The sequence below is a fragment of the Comamonadaceae bacterium OTU4NAUVB1 genome, assembly GCA_024372625.1.
Classification (GTDB): domain Bacteria; phylum Pseudomonadota; class Gammaproteobacteria; order Burkholderiales; family Burkholderiaceae_C; genus Variovorax.
Map to the genome: position 1 here is coordinate 310,338 of CP099603.1, position 19,114 is coordinate 329,451.

Here is a 19,114-nt window from a genome sequence, read left to right on the forward strand (position 1 = left end):
CCAGTGTTTCGGGCCGCCACGGGCCGCGAAAGCCGGGTCGCGGCCCGTGGCGGCGGTCCATCCTGGCGCGACGTCCCCGCTCTGGTGCACGCGCGCACTGACCTATGCTGCGCCGCATGTCCGAAAAACTGATCTACCTCCTGCGGCGCACGCTGCGCAAGACCTGGTGGCGCTGCGCGCTGTTCTCGCTCTTCGCGGTGCTCGCCGTGGTGCTCGCCACCGTCCTGGGACCCTGGATTCCGGACCACGTCGCGCTGCGGCTGGGGTCCGACGCCATCGGCAGCCTGCTCAACATCCTGGCCTCCAGCATGCTGACGGTGGCCATCTTCTCGGCCAGCACCATGGTCGGCTCGTTCACCGCCGTCGCCAACAGCGCCACGCCCCGCGCTTCGCAGTTGCTCATCGAGGACACCACGGTGCAGAACACGCTGGCCGTGTTCATCGGCGCCTTCCTGTACGCCGTGATCGCGCTGATCGGCCTGCAGGCGCACCTGTACGGCGACGGCGGGCGGCTGGTGCTGTTCGGCTTCACGATCGTGATGCTGGGGGTGGTGGTGGTGGTGCTGCTGCGCTGGATCGACTACCTGTCGGTGCTCGGCCGGCTGGGCGAGACCATCCGGCGCGTCGAGTCCGCCACGCGCGCGGCCATGGACCAGCGCCTGGCGAAGCCCCACCTCGGCGGGGTGCCGCAGCCCGAGGGCGCGCGCGGCGCCCATGCGGTCGAGGCGACGGACACCGGTTTCGTGCAGCACGTGTCGATGGACATCCTGCAGAAGTGCGCCGAGCGGCTCGACGCCCGGCTGCACCTGCACGTGCTGCCCGGGGCCTTCGTCGATCCCGGCACCCCGCTGGTCAGCAGCGACCGGCCCCTGGACGATCCGGCGCGCGCGGCGCTCTCGGACGCGGTGCTCGTGGGGGCCGGGCGCACCTTCGACCACGATCCGCGCTTCGGGATGGTGGTGCTCGGGGAGATCGCGGCGCGGGCGCTGTCGGCGGCGGTGAACGATCCCGGCACCGCGACCGACGTGATGACCGCCATGGTCAAGGTGCTGGCGCACTGGTCGGCGCAGAAGGCCCGGCGCGACGGCGACGGGGCGCCGGAGGTGGCGTTCGACCGCGTCAGCGCCCCGGCGCTGGCCGAGGCCGAACTGGTCGAGGACGCCTTCATGCCGGTCGCGCGCCACGGCGCCTCGGCGGTGGAGGTGGGCATCGCGCTGCAGCGTGCGCTCGCCTCCGTCGGCCGGCTGGGCGGCGCCCTGCCCGGATCGGCGGCGGCGCTGTCGGCCTACGCGCTCGCGCGCGCACGGCACGCGGGGCTGATGGAAGACGACCTGGCCCTGCTGGCGCGGGCGGCGTCCACGCAGCGCACGCTGCCGGTGCGCGCGGCGGGTGCCGACCGGTGGCGCGCGCGACCGGACTGAGCGCGGCCGCCGCGCCGGCGGCCGAGCCCGTGCCCGTGCACGGTGCCTAGCGGCAGCTGAAGCTCGCCGCGTCCTCCACGTCGCCGGTGCCCCGGTAGTGCGCCACCTGCGGGTAGGGGCACAGCGGCCGCGTGCGGGTGGGCGACCAGCCCGGCGGCAACTCGGGATTCGCGCCGCCGGCGTTGCCCGGGCCGCGCGCCGCCGCGACGACCCGGTCGGGCGTCCGGCCCTGCTCGACCCAGGCCACCAGCGCGCTCACCATGTCGAACTGGTCGGTGGCGGGGCCGGCGCCGCAGTGGTTCATGCCCGGCACCAGGTAGAGCCGGGCGAAGTCGTCGGCGCTGCCGCCGTAGGCGCTGCGCAGGCGGTCGTACCAGGCGGCGGTGTCGTCGGGGGAGAACACGCCATCGCTCACGCCGTGGTAGATCATCATCTTGGCGCCCCGGCCGCGCAGGGCCGACAGGTGGCCGGCCTCGGGCGGCGTCATGAACGAGAGCGACGACTCGGTGTAGAGCGCATTCGTCGCGGCGATCTTCGGGGCATCGGTGTCCATGCTGAAACCGAGCGCGAAGGCCCGCGTGTCGGCCAGGATCGAGACCGGCGCCGGCGGCACCTGGAAGATGAACCCCACCGCCACCGGGTCGCGCGCCGCGCCGATCGACGAGTTGAACTTCCAGCCCGCCCAGTTGGTGCTGGTGATGCCGGCGTCCCACGGGAACGAAGCGTAGATCGCCTCGCCCCGGCCGTTGCGGGCGCCCGCGAAGACGTTGTCCAGCGCCGTCTTCTGCGCGCCGCTCAGGCAACTGCCCGTGCGCGCGCCGGTGCAGGTGGGCACGTCGCGTGCCAGCGAGAAGGCGGCCTTGCAGGCCTGGACGTCCTGCACCAGACCGTCGGTGGCGCCGTCGAGGGCGTCGCAGCGGTCCAGCACGCGGGCGGCGACCAGGGCGCGTTCGGGCACGGTGAAGGCGCTCGACAGGTCGGTGGCGCTGGTCGCGACGGCATTGAGCTGCTGGGCGCCGTAGAGTTGGGCGACGGCGGCCTTGGGCAGGTTGAAGCCGGGGTTGCCGGCCAGGATGCCGTCGTACTGGTCGGCGTAGCGCGCCGCGCCGACCATGGCGTGGCGCCCGCCGTTGGAGCAGCCCACCAGGTAGGAGCGGTCGGGCGCCTTGCCGTAGGCGGTGGCGATCAGCGCCTTGGCCATGGGCGTGAGCTTGCCGACGGCCTGGTAGCCGTAGTCCAGCCGCGCCTGCGGGTCGAGGCCGAACAGCGGGTTCTGCGCCGCGCCGTGGCCGGCGTCCGAGGTGATGACGGCGAAGCCCTGCCGCAGTCCGTTGGTGAGCGGCCCGCCGCCGCCGATGCCGCCCGTGGCGGTGCCGACGACGCCGTCGGTGCCGCCGTTGACCTGGTGGAAGAAGCGGCCGTTCCAGTCGCGCGGCAGCCGCATCTCGAAGCCGATCGCGTAGGTCTGGCCGTCCACCGGACTGGTGCGGCTGAACATCCGGCCGGTGACCTGGCAATGCTCGCCCACCGGCTGGCCGGCGACCCCGAGGGTGCCCGCCGGCACCAGCGTGGCGCCCGTGAAGGTGGTGTCGGCGAAGGCCGCGCGGCCGGCGAGGTCCGCGCACGCGCGCAGCGTCGCGGGCGTGGCCGCCGCGAGCCGGGGCGGCGTGGGGTAGGGCGGCGCGTCGTCGCCCGAGCCGCCGCCGCAGGCGGACAGCAGCAGGCCCGACAAGGCCAGCGCGAGGGCGCGGCCGGACGACGGGCGGTCGATGGAGGATGGCGACATGAGGAAGGGCTCCGGTGGGGATGGGGGTGGCGAGGGCGTGTGGCACGTGCCGGCGCCGGGCCCGACCTTAGGGGTCGCCGGGGCGTCTGAACATCGTGGTTGCCCCCAGGACCGCCCCGATGGCGGGCGGCGCCAGCGCGTCCACTCCTACGAGCGAACCCGCCCGCTCCCACGGCCCGGGTCGATCCGCGTTTCCATACTGGGTCCACGGATTGCCCGCGGGCGGCCGGCCCTGGAGCCGGCCGCGCACGTCCGGCGGCGACCGACCCCACGAACAAGGAAGAACCCATGGACCTCAATCGACAACTGCCGATGACGCGGCGCGGCGTCCTGGCCGCCGCCGGCGCCGGTGCCTCCACCGCCCTGTGCGCCGCCCCCGCCGCGGCCCAGAACAATGCCGCCGCCGCAGCGGGCGGCACCCGTCCGCTGGACCCGTCGATGTCGCGCGTGTCGATCACGGTGAACGGCCAGGTCCAGCAGATGGAACTGGACACGCGCACCACGCTGCTCGACGCGCTGCGCGAGCACCTGCACCTGACGGGCACCAAGAAGGGCTGCGACCACGGCCAGTGCGGCGCGTGCACGGTCATGGCCGACGGCCAGCGCATCAATTCCTGCCTCACGCTCGCGGTCATGCACGACGGCGGCTCGGTCACCACCATCGAGGGCATGGGCACGCCGCAGAAGCTCCACCCGCTGCAGGCGGCCTTCGTCAAGCACGACGGCTACCAGTGCGGCTATTGCACACCCGGGCAGATCTGCTCGGCCGCCGGCGCGATCCAGGAGATGCAGCAGGGCATCCCCAGCCACGTGACGGGCGACCTCACGGCCAAGCCGCTGCTGTCGGCCGCCGAACTGCGCGAGCGGATGAGCGGCAACATCTGCCGCTGCGGCGCCTACAGCAACATCGTCGACGCCATCTCGGAAGTCGCGGGAGTCAAGGCATGAAGAGCTTCACCTACGAACGCGCGACCACGCCGGCGGACGCCCTGGCGAAGGCGCAGAAGTCGGCCGAGACGCGTTTCATCGCCGGGGGCACCAACCTGCTGGACCTGATGAAGCTGGAGATCGAGACCCCGACCCACCTGGTGGACCTCAACCGCCTGGGCCTGAAGGCGATCGAGCCCACGGCCGAGGGCGGCCTGCGCATCGGCGCGATGGTCAGCAACACCCAGCTCGCGGCCGACGAGCGCGTGCGCCGCGACTACGGCGTGCTGTCGCGGGCGCTGCTCGCGGGCGCCTCGGGGCAGCTGCGCAACAAGGCCTCCACCGCCGGCAACCTGCTCCAGCGCACGCGCTGCCCGTATTTCTACGACACCAACCAGGCCTGCAACAAGCGCCAGCCCGGCAGCGGCTGCGCCGCCATCGGCGGCTACAGCAAGCAGCTGGCGGTGGTGGGCGTGAGCGACGCGTGCATCGCCACGCACCCGAGCGACATGGCCGTGGCCATGCGGGTGCTCGACGCGCAGGTCGAGACCCTGCGCCCGGACGGATCGAAGCGGGTCATCCCGATCGCCGACTTCCACAAGCTGCCGGGCACCACGCCCCACATCGAGACCGAACTGCAGCGCGGCGAGCTGATCACGGCCGTGACACTGCCTGCGCCTCTGGGCGGCACCCACATCTACCGCAAGGTGCGCGACCGCGCGTCCTACGCCTTCGCGCTGGTGTCGGTGGCCGCGGTGCTGCAGAAGGACGGCACGGGCCGGGTCGCCATCGGCGGCGTGGCCCACAAGCCCTGGCGCCTGGCGAGCGCCGACGCGCTGCTGCCGCGCGGCTCGAAGGCCGTGGCCGACGCGCTGTTCGCCCAGGCGAAGCCGACCGAACACAACGCCTACAAGCTCCCGCTGGTGGAGCGCACGCTCGCCGCGACCCTGGCCCAAGCGAGGACCTGAGGACCATCATGAAATTCGAGACCCCCGCCACCACCAACCCGATCGACCAGCTGAAGGTCGTGGGCCAGCCCCTCGACCGCGTCGACGGACGCCTGAAGACCACCGGCACGGCGCGCTACGCCTACGAGCACCATGACGTCGCGCCCCGCCAGGCCTACGGCTACGTCGTCGGCGCCGGCATCGCCAAGGGCCGCATCGCGTCCATCGACCAGGCCGCCGCCAAGGCCGCGCCCGGCGTGCTCGCCGTCGTCACGGCGGCCAACGCCGGCAAGCTCGGCAAGGGCGCCATGAACACCGCCCGGCTGCTCGGCGGCCCGACCATCGAGCACTACCACCAGGCCATCGCGGTGGTCGTGGCCGAGACCTTCGAGCAGGCGCGCGCCGCCGCGCAGCTGCTGAAGGTGACCTACGACAAGGCGCCGGGCAACTACGACCTCGAGAAGGCCAAGGCCACCCAGCGCCGCACCGTGGACAAGGACAAGAAGGTGGGCGACTTCGCCACCGCCTTCGACCGCGCCGAGGTGCGCCTGGACCTGACCTACACCACCCCCGACCATTCGCACGCCATGATGGAGCCGCACGCCACCACCGCCGTGTGGAACGGCGACCAGCTCACCGTCTGGACCAGCAGCCAGATGGTCGACTGGTTCGCCGGCGACCTGGCCAAGACCCTGGCGATCCCGAAGTCGAAGGTGCGCATCGTCTCGCCGTTCGTCGGTGGCGGCTTCGGCGGCAAGCTGTTCCTGCGCTCGGACACGGTGCTCGCGGCGCTCGGCGCGCGCGCGGCGGGCCGGCCCGTGAAGGTCACGCTGCAGCGGCCGCTGATCGCCAACAACACGACGCACCGCCCGGCCACCATCCAGCGCCTGCGCCTGGGCACCACGGCGCAGGGCAAGATCACGGCCGTCGCGCACGAGACGTGGTCGGGCAACCTGTCCGGCGGCGACCCGGAGGACGGCTCGGCGCAGACCGCGATGCTCTATGCCGGCGCCCATCGCCTGACCGGCACCCGCCTGACCGCGCTGGACCTGCCCGAGGGCAACGCCATGCGCGCGCCCGGCGAGGCCCCCGGCCTGATGGCGCTGGAAGCCTTCATGGACGAGGCCGCGGAACGGCTGAAGCTCGATCCGATCGAGTTCCGGGTCATGAACGACACCCAGGTCGATCCGGCCAAGCCCGAGCGCCGCTTCTCCCAGCGCCAGCTGGTGCAGTGCCTGCGCCTGGGCGCGGAGCGCTTCGGCTGGAATCGCCGCGACGCCACGCCCGCCCGCGTGCGCGACGGCGATTGGCTGGTCGGCATGGGCGTGGCGGCCGCCTACCGCGAGAACGCGGTGAAGAAGTCGGGCGCGCGCGTGCGGCTCGATGGCCGGGGCATCGTGACGGTGGAGACCGACATGACCGACATCGGCACCGGCAGCTACACGATCATCGCGCAGACCGCCGCCGAGATGATGGGCGTGCCGATCGAGCGCGTGGTGGTGCGTCTGGGCGATTCGACCTTCCCGGTGTCGGCGGGCTCGGGGGGGCAGTGGGGCGCCAACAGTTCCACCTCGGGCGTCTACGCCGCCTGCGCCAAGCTGCGCGAACTGATCGCCAAGCGCGCCGACATGCCCGTGGGCGCCGCCGTCTTCGCCAACGGCAACGTGTCGGCAGACGGCAAGACCGTGGCCCTGACCGAGGTCGGTGGCGGCCAGGAACTGGTGGCCGAGGACACGCTGGAGTTCGGCAAGCTCGACAAGGAATTCCAGCAGTCGACCTTCGGCGCGCATTTCGTGGAAGTGGGCGTCCACGCGTACACCAGCGAGGTGCGGGTGCGCCGGATGCTCGCCGTCTGCGCGGCGGGCCGCATCCTGAACCCGAAGACCGCGCGCAGCCAGGTCATCGGCGCGATGACCATGGGCGCCGGCGCGGCGCTGATGGAGGAGCTGGCGATCGACGAGCGGCAGGGCTTCTTCGTCAACCACGACCTCGCGGGCTACGAGGTGCCGGTGCACGCCGACATGCCGCACCAGGACGTGATCTTCCTGGACGAGACCGATCCCATCTCTTCGCCCATGAAGGCCAAGGGCGTGGGCGAGCTGGGCATCTGCGGGGTCGGCGCGGCCGTGGGCAACGCCGTCTACAACGCCACCGGCGTGCGGGTGCGCGACTACCCGATCACGGTGGACAAGCTGATCGGCAAGCTGCCCGCGATCGACGTCTGATCGGACGACTTTCCTACGGAAGCGAGTCAGCACGTCGCGTGCGCCCGACAGAGCGTGCGAATGCTGACTTTCTTCACGGGGCGAAGCACTTCCTGCCGGGCGCGGACGACACATCAGGACACATTTCAGTGACGCTCGACGCACCGCGAACCGCTCCATTCCGGAGCGGTTTCGCGTTCAACCTCCGTCAAGCCAGGACCTCCTCATGAACCCGTCCGTCCACCCGTCTTCCACCCCGCCCATGCCCTTCGACGCCTCGCAGATCAGCCTCGTGCTCGAACTGCTGGACATGCGCACGCTGGCGCCGAAGGAAACCGCCGCGCGCTTCTTCCGCCTCGGCGACGAAGCGGTCTTTTCCGCCGGTCAGCAGGAAGCGGTCGAGTGGCTGTTCGAGCTCGAGGACGACCAGATCGCCGACGTGCTGATGGAATTCGCCGACGACGAAGCGCGCGACATCGTGCGCGACCAGTTGCTGCACGAAGCCCGCCTGGACTACGTGATCGCCTGATCGGGCGTCGGCAGGAAACGGCCGGACGCCGGACACAGCCGGGCCGGCTCGCCATCCAGCCACAACCCTCCCTCGCCTTCCTCGCCTGAATCCTCCTCAGCCGCCACCGGTGCGTCGTCGACGACGATGCCCAGGGCGCGCGCCACGCGCGGGTCCGACAGGGGCAGCTCCCAGGTCAGGAAGACCTGATCACGATCGCCGCCCGGCCTGAAATCGACGGCGTCGAAACGGTCCCCGCCGCGTGGCACGACGGCATGCGGCTGGCCCGTGTCGAAGACCAGCATCGTCCCGCGCGTCAGCGCGATCCTCCGGTCCGCCACGGGAAAACGCACGTCCAGCCCCCGGTCGTCGCTCAGGAAGAGGTTGCAGAAGACCGAGCCGCCGTACTGCGCGGCGTCGTGGTGGTAGCGCGCGCCCCGGCACGCCATCAGCGCGACGTCGGCGGTGGCCAGCACGTCGGGCAGCCCGAGCGTGCGCAGCCAGGCCGATGCCGTCTCGACGCAGCGCCTGAAATCCGGCCAACGCAGCCGCGCGCGCGGCAGCGACAGCGGCTCGACATCGCCGGGTTCCAGCCGGAGGTGGGTGGCGATCTCGCGCGCCCAGTCCGCCACGAGCCGCGCCGGCAGCGCCGGAACCTCGACCACGCCCGCATGCACGATGCCGCTCACGCTCCGGGTGCGCATCGCGTCCGTGCCGGAGTAGCGCGAGCGCAGTCGCCCGGCGTACGGCGGCACGGGTGGAGAGTCGGGCGGAGGGTCGATCGGTCGCACCGGTCGATTGTCGGCATGGACGAGAAGGACCGCCGGCCGGCCGGTCCGCGCCGTCGGTCGAGCAGGTCCGAAGGTCGCCGCGGTCGAACGGCGCGCTGGCGCCCAGGCCGCGGCCAGCGTCCTCGGGAGGCACCTCGCGGTCACCACGTCGCGCGGCCGTTCGGCGGCATTCCCCCACGCGGCCGGCGCGGCCCCGCTGTTAGAGTCCGCCGCCCTTCGACGACAACACCAAGAAAACTTCCCATGAACGAGCGAAAGACACCTCCGGCCGGCGCCAGCCCGGGCCGGCTCCTCCTGATCGCGGCCGTGGTCGCCGGCGTGGCCGGCGCCTTCGCCTATGCCGCCGGCTGGTTCTCGCCGCAGCGCCTCACCCCGGCCAAGGTGGTCGACATCCTGGCGCCGCCCGGCGGCCCGGTCGCGGGCCACCGCCGCAACCACGCCAAGGGCATCTGCTTCACCGGCACCTTCGAGGCCAACGGCGCGGGCGCGGCCCTGTCGAAGGCGGCGCTGTTCGCGACCGGCGGCCATCCGGTGACCGGCCGCTTCAACCTCGCCGTGCCGACGCCCACGGCCGACGACGGCACGGCCCGCGTGCGCGGCCTCAGCCTGCGCGTGCGGACGGCCGACGGCCAGGAGTGGCGCACCGCCATGATCAGCGCACCGTTCTTTCCGGTGGCGACGACGCAGGCGTTCTACGACCTGCAGACGGCATCGCACGCGGCCGATCCCGGTGCCATGAAGGCCTTCGCGGCGGCGCACCCCGAGTTCCGCGCGTTCGGCGCCTGGGCCGGCAGCGCGCCCTACACCGCCTCGTACGCCGACACCGCCTTCCAAAGCCTCAACGCCTTCGTCTTCACCAACGCGCAGGACCAGGACGCGGTGGTGCGCTGGTCGTTCGTGCCGGTCGCGACGCCGGTGACGGTGACGGCGGCCGAGCTCAAGGCGCGCGGCGCCGATTTCCTCGACAAGGACATCGCCGAACGGGTGGCGGCGGCGCCCCAGCGCTGGACCCTGTCGGTCATGGTGGCGGGCCCGGGCGACCCGAGCGCCGACCCCAGCCAGGCCTGGCCCGAGGACCGGCGCAAGCTCGATGTCGGCACCCTCGTCGTCGAGCGCGTCGAGCCCGAGGCCGACGGTCCGTGCCGCGACCTGAACTTCGACCCGACGGTTCTGCCCACGGGCATGCGCACATCGGACGACCCGTTCCCGGCCGCGCGGTCGGCCGCCTATTCCGTGTCCTTCCACCGGCGCGCCGCCGAGGAACAGAGCTATCCCCGCACCGCCGCTTCCGGAGCCAAGCCATGAACGCCCCCCGCCACCGATTCACCGCGCTGCAGCGCACGCTCCACTGGGCCATGGCGCTCGGCATCCTGGCGATGCTGTTCATCGGGGTGGGGATGGTCTCCACCTTCGGTCCGCGCTACCTGACGCTGGTGTCGATCCACAAACCGCTCGGCCTCGCGATCCTGTTGCTCGCGCTGGTGCGCCTGGGCGTGCGACTGCGCGATGGCGCGCCCCCGCTGCCGCGCGCCATGCCCGGACCCATGAAGCTGGCCGCCCGGCTGTCGCACTTCGCGTTCTACGTGCTGATGATCGCGATGCCGCTGATCGGCTGGGCCATGCTCTCGGCGGCGGACTATCCGGTGGTGGTGGCGGGCTGGCACCTGCCGGCCATCGTGGCGCCCGACCCGACCTTGCACAGCAGGCTGTGGGATGCCCACCGGTTCCTGGCGTTCGCCTTCTTCGCGCTGATCCTGCTGCACCTGGCCGCCGCGCTGTTCCATGCGCTGGTGCGCCGGGACGGCGTGTACGAAGCCATGGCGCCGTACCCGGCCGAGGCACCGGCCTCGAGCGCCGCGCTCGCGAACCAGCGCGCGCGCAGCTAGGCGACGCCGAGCGCCGGGACGAGGACGTCGCCCGGACGGGCGCCGCCTGCGTCCCGCCGGATCACTTGGTCGCCGCGCGGGCGGCGTCCGCCTTCGCCTTGGCCTCGTCGGCCTTGCGCTGCAGTTCCTTGGCTTCCTTCTCGTGGCCTTCGGCTTCCTTCGCCTTGGCTTCCTTTTCCTTGTCGGCGGACGAGGGGCCGGCGATGGCGTTGCCGGCCATGGTGCCGATCAGGCCACCGGCGGCCACGGCCCCCATGGTGCCCATCAGGCCCGGGCCGGAGGCGGCGGCGGGCGCCGCGGCGGCCGGCGTGGCGGTGTTGGCCGCCGGCGCCGCGGCGGGTGCGGGCGTGCGCGCCGCGGGTGCGGCCGCGGCCGGTGCGGCGGCGGGGCGCGCGGCCGTGGTCGAGCGGCTGCCGAAGCGCTTGGCGTGCGCCACGCTGGGGATCGCCATCGAGGCGATCGTCAGAGCGATGACGGCAGCGGCCGTGGCGCGGAAAGAAGTCGATTGACGCATTGCGATGTCCCTTTGAAATGGTTTGGGTTCAGGGTTGGAGACCCATCCGGATCGTCGGTTCCCGGTCCGTGGGCGAAGGTCGTCGCGATGTCGCGCCGACCCCGGCGATGCGTCCATGATGCGCAGCGTTCGGCCTTTGCGCGACAGAGTCCCCAGGACCCGGGGGGACTCGGGCGACGCTGGGCGATCCATCGTCGGCGGCACGCCCGGGCGGCGTCGCCCCGCGCGCTTCAGCGCGGCGTGGACGCCGCGACGATCTCGTAGTCGATCGGCTTGAAGGCTCCGTTGTTGGACTGCTCGGCCGAGCACGAGGTCAGCGCGCACAGGAGGTCCATCTCGGCGCGCAACTCGATCGCATCGCCCGGCTTCGAGGTGGGCGGCAGCACGGCCACCCGGCCCTCGGGGTCCACGGTCACGTTCATGAAGACGTTGAAGGTCGTGTGGATCTGTTCGGGGCGGATGCCGAATTCGGCGAACGCGGTGTACAGGTTCTCGAAACAGCTCGGGTGATGCCCGACGTGCCGGTACAGGATCTCGAACATCTCCTGGCTGCATGGCGTCAGCAGGAAGTCGTGGCGGCCGACATCGTCGGCCACGATGGTGAACATCCGCTGGCTGTCGTTCGCATACAGCACGTCGCCCGTCGAGAGGTAGATCTTGGAGGCGTAGTCGATGCTGCGGCCCGAGGACAGGCTGCAGGCGTGGTTGCCGTCCTGGAAGGCATAGAGGTCGGCGACCTGCTCGCCCTCGGGGTCGGTGATGCGCAGGATGTCACCCTTGCGCAGGCGGAACGCACGACCGGACTGCGGGGGGATGCGGCAGGTGTCGCCGTGTGCGTGCGGATGGGCGTGGGCGTGCGCCGGATCGTGCTCATGCATCGCGCGATTCCCGGTGATGGAAGGGGCAGACCCAGTCCGCCTCGACCGCGCGGCCGGAGTATTGCCGGGCCTCCGAGGCATCCCCGAAGCGCGACAGCACCGGGTTCACCGACCCCTGCAGCGCCACGTCGCGCTTGCGGATGGCCTCCTGCATGGTCTGGTATTTGCCCGAGGCCTTGAGCGCCTCGAACTGGTCGTGGAAATTGAACACCAGGCAGGGTGCCGGCGAGCGCCGCGCCAGCCGCGAGGCCCCCGGATGCAGGCCGACCACGAAAAAGGCCCGACCGCCGATGCTGAAGGAGAATTCCTCGCGCGCCGGATCGCCCGACACCGACGTGTCCCAGGACGACCCGAGCGAGACGTCGAGCGCGTGCATGTCGCTCAACTGGCGCCACAGCAGGCGCTCGAAGCCGAGTTCGTCGAGCGGCATCGCGTCGAAGAGCGCGACGAGGCTCACCGGCACGGTGCCGGGCTGGGGGAACTCCTGCGCGAAGGCGTGCAGCCCGTGCACCAGGCGCCGCGACGCGGCTTCGCTGCCGAGCACGCCGGCGGGCACGAAGCGCATCCGGTCCTTGTGGAGGGCCGACTTCGCGCCGACGCAGGGAAACGCGGCGCCTGCGACGAAGTCGGAGAATGGGCGCCGGTCGGAAACCGGCATGGTGTGGGGATCGATCGACGGATGCATGGATGACCTGAATGCTTGAGATGGGTGCAAGTTAGACGGCACCCGCGGTGTCCATGACGTCCATCGGAGGCACCTCGGGTGGGCGCGCGCGAGGCCGGACGTAAGGCAAAGCGCTGCATTCCCGTGACACCCGCGCCGGCGACCGTTCCACCACGACGACGTTTTTCCAGGGTCTCCGATGACACGACACGCTTCTCCGCTTTCGCTGCTGCTGGCCGTCACAGTCTGTCTGGCCGGGTGCGCCAGCGGACCCCGCCCCGGCGGCCCCGGTGGTCCCGGCGCGACCGCCGTGCCGTCGGCGATCACGACCGAGCAGGCGCAGGACATCGCCATCCACGCGCTCGGCCTGGTCGGCACGCCCTACCGCTACGGCGGCAACACGGTGGCCGGCGGCTTCGACTGCAGCGGCCTCATCGGCCACGTCTACCGCACCCGCGTCGGCGTGACGCCGCCGCGCACCGTGGCGCAGCTCGCGGGCTTCGGCCGCGCGGTGGACGCGGGCGAACTGCGCACCGGCGACCTGGTCCTGTTCGGCGGCGCGCGTCCCACGCACGCCGGCATCTACGTGGGCGACGGGCGGTTCGTGCACGCGCCTTCGTCCGGTGGCGACGTGCGCCTGGACCGGCTCGACGGGCCGTACTGGTCGCGTCAGCGCATGGAGGTGCGCCGCATCTAGCCGCGCCCCGCGGGTGCCCGGGGCCACGGGCGAAGGCGCTGCGCACAAACCCGCTTTTTCCAGGGCCGGGCGTGGGGGATACTCGGCACGAGCACAGGTCCCCACCGCACGCGCGCACCGCGCTGGAGAAAGTTGTTGAACCCATGGTGAATCTGGCCGATCAGGACACGTCGTTTCTCGTTCCATGCCGCCACTGCGGCGACCTGCTGCCCGAGCAGGAGCGGATCTGTCCGCACTGCGGCAAGGACCAGACGGTGGCGCCCGCCAAGGGCGGCGCGGGCGCCGCCGCCGCGCCGGCCTCCCTGTCCGGCCCCGCGCCGGGCGACGAGGCGCCGGACCCGTTCGCGGCACCACGCGGCCCGAACGATTTCATGACGGCCGGCTTCGGCCCGCACGCGGCGGACGACGGCTCGGCACGGCGGCGCCGCAAGGCGATCGGCGTGGTGGCGCTCATTGCCGGCGTGCTGCTGCTGGGCATGGCCTACGACCGCTACGCGAAGCAGCGCGCGGCCGGTGCACCGCCGGCGGCACTCGCGCAGGATGCGCCGCTCGCGCCGGTGCAGCCGGCCACGGCGGCCCGGGCGGCGACGGCGACGGGGCCCGTCGTGCGCACGCCGTCCGCCACCACGCCTTCGACCGCCACCGCCACGCCGTCCGCAGCGCCGATCGCACCGGCGTCGCCGACGACGACCCCGGCCGCCGCGTCGCCCGCCGGGCCCGCCACCGCCGACGCCCCCGCGCCGCGCTGCGACGACGCCCTGGCCGCGCTGTCGCTCTGCGCGCGTCCCTGAATCCGCATCCCGAAGGAGTTTCCCCATGTCCGTCCGATCCATCCTCGCGGGCCTACTGCTCGCCACGGCCGCCGGCGCGGCCGCCGCGGCCGGCCCGGCGCCTTTCAAGATCGTCACCGCCTCGAAGACCGGCACGTACATCCAGATCGGCAACGACCTCGCCAAGTGGGTCGCCGAGCCGGCCGGCATCGACCTGGAGGTGCTGGAGTCCAAGGGGTCGGCCGAGAACGTGCAGCGCATGCGCTTCGAGCCCGGCATCAAGATGGCGCTGGTGCAGTCGGACGTCTACCAGGCCTTCCTCGACGAGGCGAAGGCCGGCAACGCGGAGGCCGGCAACATCATCCGGCCGCTGCGCCTGATCATGCCGCTCTACGACGAGGAGATCTATTTCGTCGCGCGGGCCGATGCGCCCATCAACGCCATCCACGAGATCCGCGACAAGCGCATCGGCGTCGGGCCGATCGGCAGCGGCACGGCGCTGACCTCGCGCACGGTCTACCAGCTGATGTTCGGCGAGCCGTTGCCGCCGGCCAACACCAGCTATCTGAGCAACGAGGAAGCGCTCGCCAAGCTCACGGTCGACAAGTCGATCGACGTCGCGATCATCGTGGCGGGGCAGCCCGCCAAGCTGTTCTCGGACATGAAGCCGGAGGCGCGCAAGTACATCAAGATCCTGCGCTTCGACGAGGCGGCCCCCGAGAGCCAGCGGGCGAAGAAGACCTATTTCCCGGTGACGCTGCGCGCCCACAGCTATCCGACCTGGCTCACCGGCGATGTGCCGACCCTGAGCGTGAAGGCCTACCTCGCCACCTACGACTACGGCCTGGCCTCCACCGTGGACACGCTCAACCGCTTCGCCGAATCGCTGTGCGGCAACTTCGACAAGCTGCGGGCCAACGGCCACCCGAAGTGGCAGCAGGTGCGGCTCGAACTGCCCGCGCTCGGTCAGGGCTGGCGTTACTACGCCCCGATGGAGCGCCGGCTGCGCAAGTGCATCGCGACCGCCAAGGCGCCCGACGCCGACGCGTCGGCGCCGTCCCGGAACGCGCCCAAGGGACGCGTGTGCAGCGAGCAGGAAAAGGTGCTGGGCATCTGCAAGGCGTGAGCCGCGTCGCGGTGGTGTGAGGCTTGTCCGGGGCGCGTGCGGCGGTCGTCCTACAAATCCTGCAAAACGCGGTCGTTAGTTTGCACGTGACGGTGGGTTGTCCTGCCGCACCGGTACGAACCCCACGACCCGCCCCACAAGGATTTCCATGGACGACACAGTTCACCCCGCGACCCTCGCCGGGACGCGCGAGACCGCCACGCGCGATACCACCCTGCCCATCACGCTGCACCTCAACGGCAGCGCGCATCCCACCCGCGTCGCCCCCTGGGTGACCCTGCTGGACCTGCTGCGCGAGGAGGCGCACCTCACCGGCACCAAGAAAGGCTGCGACCACGGCCAGTGCGGCGCCTGCACGGTGCTGCTCGACGGCAAGCGCGTCAACAGCTGCCTGGTGCTGGCGGTTTCGGTGGACGGCGCGAAGGTGCAGACCATCGAGGGACTGGCCGGCGGTGCCGACGGCGGCGAACTCGACCCGCTGCAGCAGGCCTTCATGGACCACGACGCCTTCCAGTGCGGCTATTGCACGCCGGGCCAGATCTGTTCGGCGCGCGGACTGATCGCCGAGGGCAAGGCCCGCACCCGCGAGGAGGTGCGCGAACTGATGAGCGGCAACCTGTGCCGCTGCGGCGCCTACACCAACATCGCCGATGCCGTGATGCACGTGCTCCAGCGCGAGGGAGCCTCGTCATGAACCGCTTCGACTACGCACAGGCCCAAGACGGCGCGGAGGCCGTCCGCCTGGGCAGCGCGACCGGCGCGCGCTTCCTGGCCGGCGGCACCAACCTGGTCGACCTGATGAAGGAGAACGTCGAGCGGCCGGTCTCGGTCATCGACATCCAGCGCCTGCCGTTCGCGGCCATCGCGGAGCTCGACGGCGGCGGGCTGCGTCTGGGCGCGCTGGCCACCAACGCCGACACCGCCTACGACCCCCGCGTGGCCGAGCGCTACCCGCTGCTGGCCTCCGCCATCCTGGCCGGCGCCAGCCCGCAGCTGCGCAACCGTGCGACCAACGGCGGCAACCTCAACCAGCGCACGCGCTGCTACTACTTCTACGACACCGCCACCGCGTGCAACAAGCGCGAGCCCGGATCGGGCTGCGGGGCGCTGGGCGGGGTCACCCGCATCCACGCCATCCTGGGCGCGAGCGAGCAGTGCATCGCCACCCACCCGTCGGACATGTGCGTCGCCCTGGCCGCGCTGGAGGCCACCGTGCGGGTCGAGGGGCCGGACGGCGAGCGCACGATCCCGTTCGCCGACTACCACCGCCTGCCGGGCGACGACCCGGCGCGCGACAACACGCTGGCGCCCGGGGAGCTGGTCACCGGCATCGACCTGCCGGCCGAGGGCTTCGCGACCCACTTCACCTACCTGAAGCTGCGCGACCGGCTGTCCTACGCCTTCGCGCTGGTGTCGGTCGCCGTGGCGATGAAGGTGGGCGTCGACGGCCGCATCGAGACCGCGCGCGTCGCGCTCGGCGGCGTGGCGCACAAGCCGTGGCGCGTGCCGGAGGCCGAGGCCATGCTGGTCGGCGCGATGCCATCCCACGAGGCGTTCGCCGGCGTGGCGCGCCGCCTGCTGGAGGGCGCCGTCGGACGCGGCGACAACGAATTCAAGATCGAGTTGGCACGTCGCGCCATCGTGCGCGCGCTCCAGCAGGCGGCCGACGGCACGCCCCAATCCCAAATCGACAAGCGGGTGGCCTGATGAACACGACGACGACTTCCGAATCGACCCGCAGCGTGCGGATCGGCGACGCCTTCAACCGCGTCGACGGCCTGGAGAAGGTCACCGGCCGCGCCCGTTACGCCGCCGAGTACGCGGCCAGTGGCCTGCTCTACGGCTGGGTGGTCTCCAGCGACATCGCCAAGGGGCGCATCGTCGCGTTCGACGAGACCCGGGCGCGGGCCGTGCCGGGCGTGGTGGAGATCCTCACCCACGCCAACCGGCCGCACCTGCCGCTGCGCGACAGCAACTACACCGACGAGGTGTCGGTGCCGGGTTCGCCGTTCCGGGCGCTGTACGACGACAAGATCGCCTTCAGCGCCCAGCCGATCGCGCTGGTGGTGGCCGAGTCGCTGGAAGCCGCGCGCGACGCCGCCGCGTTGCTGCGGGTCGAATACGACGTCGAGCCGCACAACACCGACTTCGACGCGGCCATGCGCGAGAAATTCGAACCCTCGAAGAAGCGCAGCACGTTCGCGCCGCCCAAGCCGCGCGGCGACGCCAAGGCCGCCTTCGCGGCCGCGCCGGTGAAGCACGTGGGCGCCTACCGCCTGTCGTCGCATTTCCACAACCCGATGGAGATGCACGCCGCCACGGTGGTGTGGGAGGGAGGCGGCAAGATCACCGTCTACGACAAGACGCAGGGGTCGCAGAACGTCCAGGCGTACCTGTCGTCGATCTTCGGTTTCCCGAAGGCCGACGTCCGCGTGGTCAACGCCTTCGTCGGCGGCGCGTTCGGCTCGGGCCTGCGGCCGCAGTACCACGTGTACCTGGCGACGATGGCCGCGAAGATGCTGTCGCGCTCGGTGCGGGTCGTGCTGACGCGCCAGCAGATGTTCAGCCACGTGCATCGGCCTGAGGCGATCCAGTCGGTGTCGCTCGCGACCGACGAGGCCGGGCACCTGCAGGCCATCCTCAACGACGCTACCACCACCACGTCGCGCTTCGAGAACTACATGGAAGTGGTGTGCAACTGGGGCCTGATGAACTACGCGTGCGAGAACGCGACCGGTGCCTACACCCTGGCGCCGGTGGACACCTACACGCCCGGCGACATGCGCGCGCCCGGGGCCGCCACGGGCATGACGCTGTTCGAGATGGCGATCGACGAGATGGCGCACGCGGTGGGCCAGGACCCGCTCGAATTCCGTCGGCTGAACTATTCCGAAGTCGACGCGATGAACGACAAGCCCTACACCTCCAAGGCGCTGCGGGAGGCCTACCACGAAGGCGCCGAGCGCTTCGGCTGGTCGGCCCGCTCGCTGGCGCCGCGCTCCATGAAGGAAGGCCGCGAGCTGGTCGGCTGGGGCGTCGCCACCGGCATGTGGGACGCGATGTTCATGAAGACCAGCGCCCGCGCGCGGCTGACCGCGGCCGGCGACCTGGAGATCGCCACCGCCGGTTCGGACATCGGCACGGGCACCTACACGGTGGTGTCGCAGGTGGCCTCGGAGACGCTCGGCGTGCCGCTCGGGCGCATCACCGCCCGGCTGGGCGACAGCGACCTGCCGGCCTCGCCGGTGGAAGGCGGTTCGTGGGGCGCGGCGTCCTCGGGCGCGGCGACGCAGCTGGCCTGCCGGCGCATCGCCCTGAAGCTGCACGACGCGGCCCTGGAGATCGAGGGCGCCCCGCTGGGCAAGGTGAAGTTCGACGAGGTCGAGTTCCGCGACGGGCGCATCACGGTCAAGGCCGATCCCTCGCGCTCGGTCAGCCTGGCCGAGGCGATGGCCGCGACCGGCAAGGCGGTGCTGGAGGAGGAACAGACCGCCAAGTCGGGCGTGGGCGACATGGTCAGCTCGATGACCCGGGCGCGCAACACGCACAGCGCGATCTTCGTCGAGGTGAAGGTCGACGAGGACCTCGGCGTGGTGCGGGTGACGCGCGTGGTCTGCGCCGTGGCCGCCGGCCGGATCATCAATCCCAAGACGGCGCGCAGCCAGATCCTGGGCGGGGTGGTGATGGGCATCGGCATGGCGCTGCACGAGGAAGGCATGACCGACCACCGGCTCGGCCGCGTCATGAACCACAGCCTGGCCGAATACCACATCCCGGTGAACGCCGACATCGACAGCATCGAGGTGATCTTCGTCAACGAGCCGGACCCGAACGTGACCCCGCTCGGCGTCAAGGGACTGGGCGAGATCGGCATCGTCGGCACGGCTGGCGCGGTCGCCAACGCCATCTGGCACGCGACCGGCAAGCGCCAGCGCAGCCTGCCGGTGACGATCGACAAGCTGCTCTGAAGCCGGTCGTGCCCGGTGCCGACCGAT

General features: G+C 71.7%; 18 protein-coding genes. 13 read left to right on the plus strand and 5 right to left on the minus strand.

All coding sequences use genetic code 11. From position 1 onward, the window contains the following. Positions 1 to 116: 116 nt before the first annotated feature. Positions 117 to 1,421: a DUF2254 domain-containing protein gene (locus tag NF681_01355; GenBank protein ID UST52252.1), complete on the plus strand. Its 1,305-nt coding sequence runs from the start codon at positions 117 to 119 to the stop codon at positions 1,419 to 1,421. Between the two features lie 46 nt (positions 1,422 to 1,467). Here NF681_01355 and NF681_01360 read toward each other — a convergent pair whose 3' ends face one another. Further along, a complete protein-coding gene (locus NF681_01360; protein UST52253.1) occupies positions 1,468 to 3,207 on the minus strand; it encodes a tannase/feruloyl esterase family alpha/beta hydrolase in 1,740 nt (579 codons plus the stop codon). A gap of 288 nt (positions 3,208 to 3,495) precedes the next feature. Here NF681_01360 and paoA point away from each other — a divergent pair, with 288 nt between their 5' ends. The 4 genes from paoA (at position 3,496) to NF681_01380 (ending at position 7,814) form a co-directional block, all read left to right on the plus strand. Next, positions 3,496 to 4,155 (plus strand): aldehyde dehydrogenase iron-sulfur subunit, encoded by a 660-nt coding sequence (gene paoA, locus NF681_01365; GenBank protein ID UST52254.1) that lies wholly within the window; start codon positions 3,496 to 3,498, stop codon positions 4,153 to 4,155. Further along, positions 4,152 to 5,102 (plus strand): xanthine dehydrogenase family protein subunit M, encoded by a 951-nt coding sequence (locus NF681_01370; protein UST52255.1) that lies wholly within the window; start codon positions 4,152 to 4,154, stop codon positions 5,100 to 5,102. The genes paoA and NF681_01370 overlap by 4 nt, the downstream gene beginning before the upstream one ends. A gap of 8 nt (positions 5,103 to 5,110) precedes the next feature. Further along, complete coding sequence (locus tag NF681_01375; GenBank protein ID UST52256.1) at positions 5,111 to 7,306, plus strand: xanthine dehydrogenase family protein molybdopterin-binding subunit; 2,196 nt, start codon at positions 5,111 to 5,113, stop codon at positions 7,304 to 7,306. 205 nt (positions 7,307 to 7,511) lie between these two features. Then, positions 7,512 to 7,814: a hypothetical protein gene (locus NF681_01380; protein UST52257.1), complete on the plus strand. Its 303-nt coding sequence runs from the start codon at positions 7,512 to 7,514 to the stop codon at positions 7,812 to 7,814. Here the strand turns inward: NF681_01380 and NF681_01385 are convergent. Next, positions 7,799 to 8,548 carry a hypothetical protein gene (locus tag NF681_01385; protein UST52258.1) on the minus strand — a complete coding sequence of 250 codons (750 nt, stop codon included), beginning with the start codon at positions 8,546 to 8,548 and terminating at the stop codon, positions 7,799 to 7,801. The genes NF681_01380 and NF681_01385 overlap by 16 nt on opposite strands. A 279-nt stretch (positions 8,549 to 8,827) precedes the next feature. On the opposite strand from NF681_01385, the gene NF681_01390 reads away from it, so the two are divergent. After that, a complete protein-coding gene (locus tag NF681_01390; protein UST52259.1) occupies positions 8,828 to 9,889 on the plus strand; it encodes a catalase family peroxidase in 1,062 nt (353 codons plus the stop codon). After that, on the plus strand, positions 9,886 to 10,470 hold the full coding sequence (locus tag NF681_01395; protein UST52260.1) for a cytochrome b/b6 domain-containing protein: 585 nt from the start codon (positions 9,886 to 9,888) through the stop codon (positions 10,468 to 10,470). The genes NF681_01390 and NF681_01395 overlap by 4 nt, the downstream gene beginning before the upstream one ends. A 61-nt stretch (positions 10,471 to 10,531) precedes the next feature. Here NF681_01395 and NF681_01400 read toward each other — a convergent pair whose 3' ends face one another. The 3 genes from NF681_01400 to NF681_01410 form a co-directional block, all read right to left on the minus strand. Continuing rightward, complete coding sequence (locus NF681_01400) at positions 10,532 to 10,984, minus strand: ABC transporter substrate-binding protein (protein UST52261.1); 453 nt, start codon at positions 10,982 to 10,984, stop codon at positions 10,532 to 10,534. A gap of 230 nt (positions 10,985 to 11,214) precedes the next feature. Then, a complete protein-coding gene (locus tag NF681_01405) occupies positions 11,215 to 11,862 on the minus strand; it encodes an urea carboxylase-associated family protein (protein ID UST52262.1) in 648 nt (215 codons plus the stop codon). After that, a complete protein-coding gene (locus NF681_01410; GenBank protein ID UST52263.1) occupies positions 11,855 to 12,520 on the minus strand; it encodes a YqcI/YcgG family protein in 666 nt (221 codons plus the stop codon). Before NF681_01410 ends, NF681_01405 begins: the two co-directional genes overlap by 8 nt. A gap of 205 nt (positions 12,521 to 12,725) precedes the next feature. On the opposite strand from NF681_01410, the gene NF681_01415 reads away from it, so the two are divergent. The 6 genes from NF681_01415 to NF681_01440 all read left to right on the plus strand — a co-directional run bounded on the left by NF681_01415 (position 12,726) and on the right by NF681_01440 (position 19,087). Further along, complete coding sequence (locus tag NF681_01415; GenBank protein ID UST52264.1) at positions 12,726 to 13,223, plus strand: C40 family peptidase; 498 nt, start codon at positions 12,726 to 12,728, stop codon at positions 13,221 to 13,223. Between the two features lie 143 nt (positions 13,224 to 13,366). Beyond that, complete coding sequence (locus NF681_01420) at positions 13,367 to 14,014, plus strand: hypothetical protein (GenBank protein UST52265.1); 648 nt, start codon at positions 13,367 to 13,369, stop codon at positions 14,012 to 14,014. Between the two features lie 25 nt (positions 14,015 to 14,039). Beyond that, the gene (locus NF681_01425) at positions 14,040 to 15,119 is read left to right on the plus strand and encodes a TAXI family TRAP transporter solute-binding subunit (GenBank protein UST52266.1); all 1,080 of its coding nucleotides are present in this window, start codon (positions 14,040 to 14,042) and stop codon (positions 15,117 to 15,119) included. A 148-nt stretch (positions 15,120 to 15,267) separates the two neighbouring features. Then, positions 15,268 to 15,813, plus strand: a complete 546-nt coding sequence (locus NF681_01430; protein UST52267.1) for a (2Fe-2S)-binding protein — start codon at positions 15,268 to 15,270, stop codon at positions 15,811 to 15,813. Further along, positions 15,810 to 16,826, plus strand: coding sequence for a xanthine dehydrogenase family protein subunit M (locus NF681_01435; protein UST52268.1), 1,017 nt, complete (start codon positions 15,810 to 15,812; stop codon positions 16,824 to 16,826). Before NF681_01430 ends, NF681_01435 begins: the two co-directional genes overlap by 4 nt. After that, positions 16,826 to 19,087, plus strand: coding sequence for a xanthine dehydrogenase family protein molybdopterin-binding subunit (locus tag NF681_01440; protein UST52269.1), 2,262 nt, complete (start codon positions 16,826 to 16,828; stop codon positions 19,085 to 19,087). The genes NF681_01435 and NF681_01440 overlap by 1 nt, the downstream gene beginning before the upstream one ends. The last annotated feature ends 27 nt before the right edge of the window (positions 19,088 to 19,114 follow it).

Coding starts and splice junctions, on each gene's coding strand:
- NF681_01355 (UST52252.1), top strand. CDS start 117: ATGTCCGAAAAACTGATCTACCTCCTGCGGCGCACGCTGCGCAAGACC.
- NF681_01360 (UST52253.1), bottom strand. CDS start 3,207: ATGTCGCCATCCTCCATCGACCGCCCGTCGTCCGGCCGCGCCCTCGCG.
- paoA (UST52254.1), top strand. CDS start 3,496: ATGGACCTCAATCGACAACTGCCGATGACGCGGCGCGGCGTCCTGGCC.
- NF681_01370 (UST52255.1), top strand. CDS start 4,152: ATGAAGAGCTTCACCTACGAACGCGCGACCACGCCGGCGGACGCCCTG.
- NF681_01375 (UST52256.1), top strand. CDS start 5,111: ATGAAATTCGAGACCCCCGCCACCACCAACCCGATCGACCAGCTGAAG.
- NF681_01380 (UST52257.1), top strand. CDS start 7,512: ATGAACCCGTCCGTCCACCCGTCTTCCACCCCGCCCATGCCCTTCGAC.
- NF681_01390 (UST52259.1), top strand. CDS start 8,828: ATGAACGAGCGAAAGACACCTCCGGCCGGCGCCAGCCCGGGCCGGCTC.
- NF681_01395 (UST52260.1), top strand. CDS start 9,886: ATGAACGCCCCCCGCCACCGATTCACCGCGCTGCAGCGCACGCTCCAC.
- NF681_01400 (UST52261.1), bottom strand. CDS start 10,984: ATGCGTCAATCGACTTCTTTCCGCGCCACGGCCGCTGCCGTCATCGCT.
- NF681_01405 (UST52262.1), bottom strand. CDS start 11,862: ATGCATGAGCACGATCCGGCGCACGCCCACGCCCATCCGCACGCACAC.
- NF681_01410 (UST52263.1), bottom strand. CDS start 12,520: ATGCCGGTTTCCGACCGGCGCCCATTCTCCGACTTCGTCGCAGGCGCC.
- NF681_01415 (UST52264.1), top strand. CDS start 12,726: ATGACACGACACGCTTCTCCGCTTTCGCTGCTGCTGGCCGTCACAGTC.
- NF681_01420 (UST52265.1), top strand. CDS start 13,367: ATGGTGAATCTGGCCGATCAGGACACGTCGTTTCTCGTTCCATGCCGC.
- NF681_01425 (UST52266.1), top strand. CDS start 14,040: ATGTCCGTCCGATCCATCCTCGCGGGCCTACTGCTCGCCACGGCCGCC.
- NF681_01430 (UST52267.1), top strand. CDS start 15,268: ATGGACGACACAGTTCACCCCGCGACCCTCGCCGGGACGCGCGAGACC.
- NF681_01435 (UST52268.1), top strand. CDS start 15,810: ATGAACCGCTTCGACTACGCACAGGCCCAAGACGGCGCGGAGGCCGTC.
- NF681_01440 (UST52269.1), top strand. CDS start 16,826: ATGAACACGACGACGACTTCCGAATCGACCCGCAGCGTGCGGATCGGC.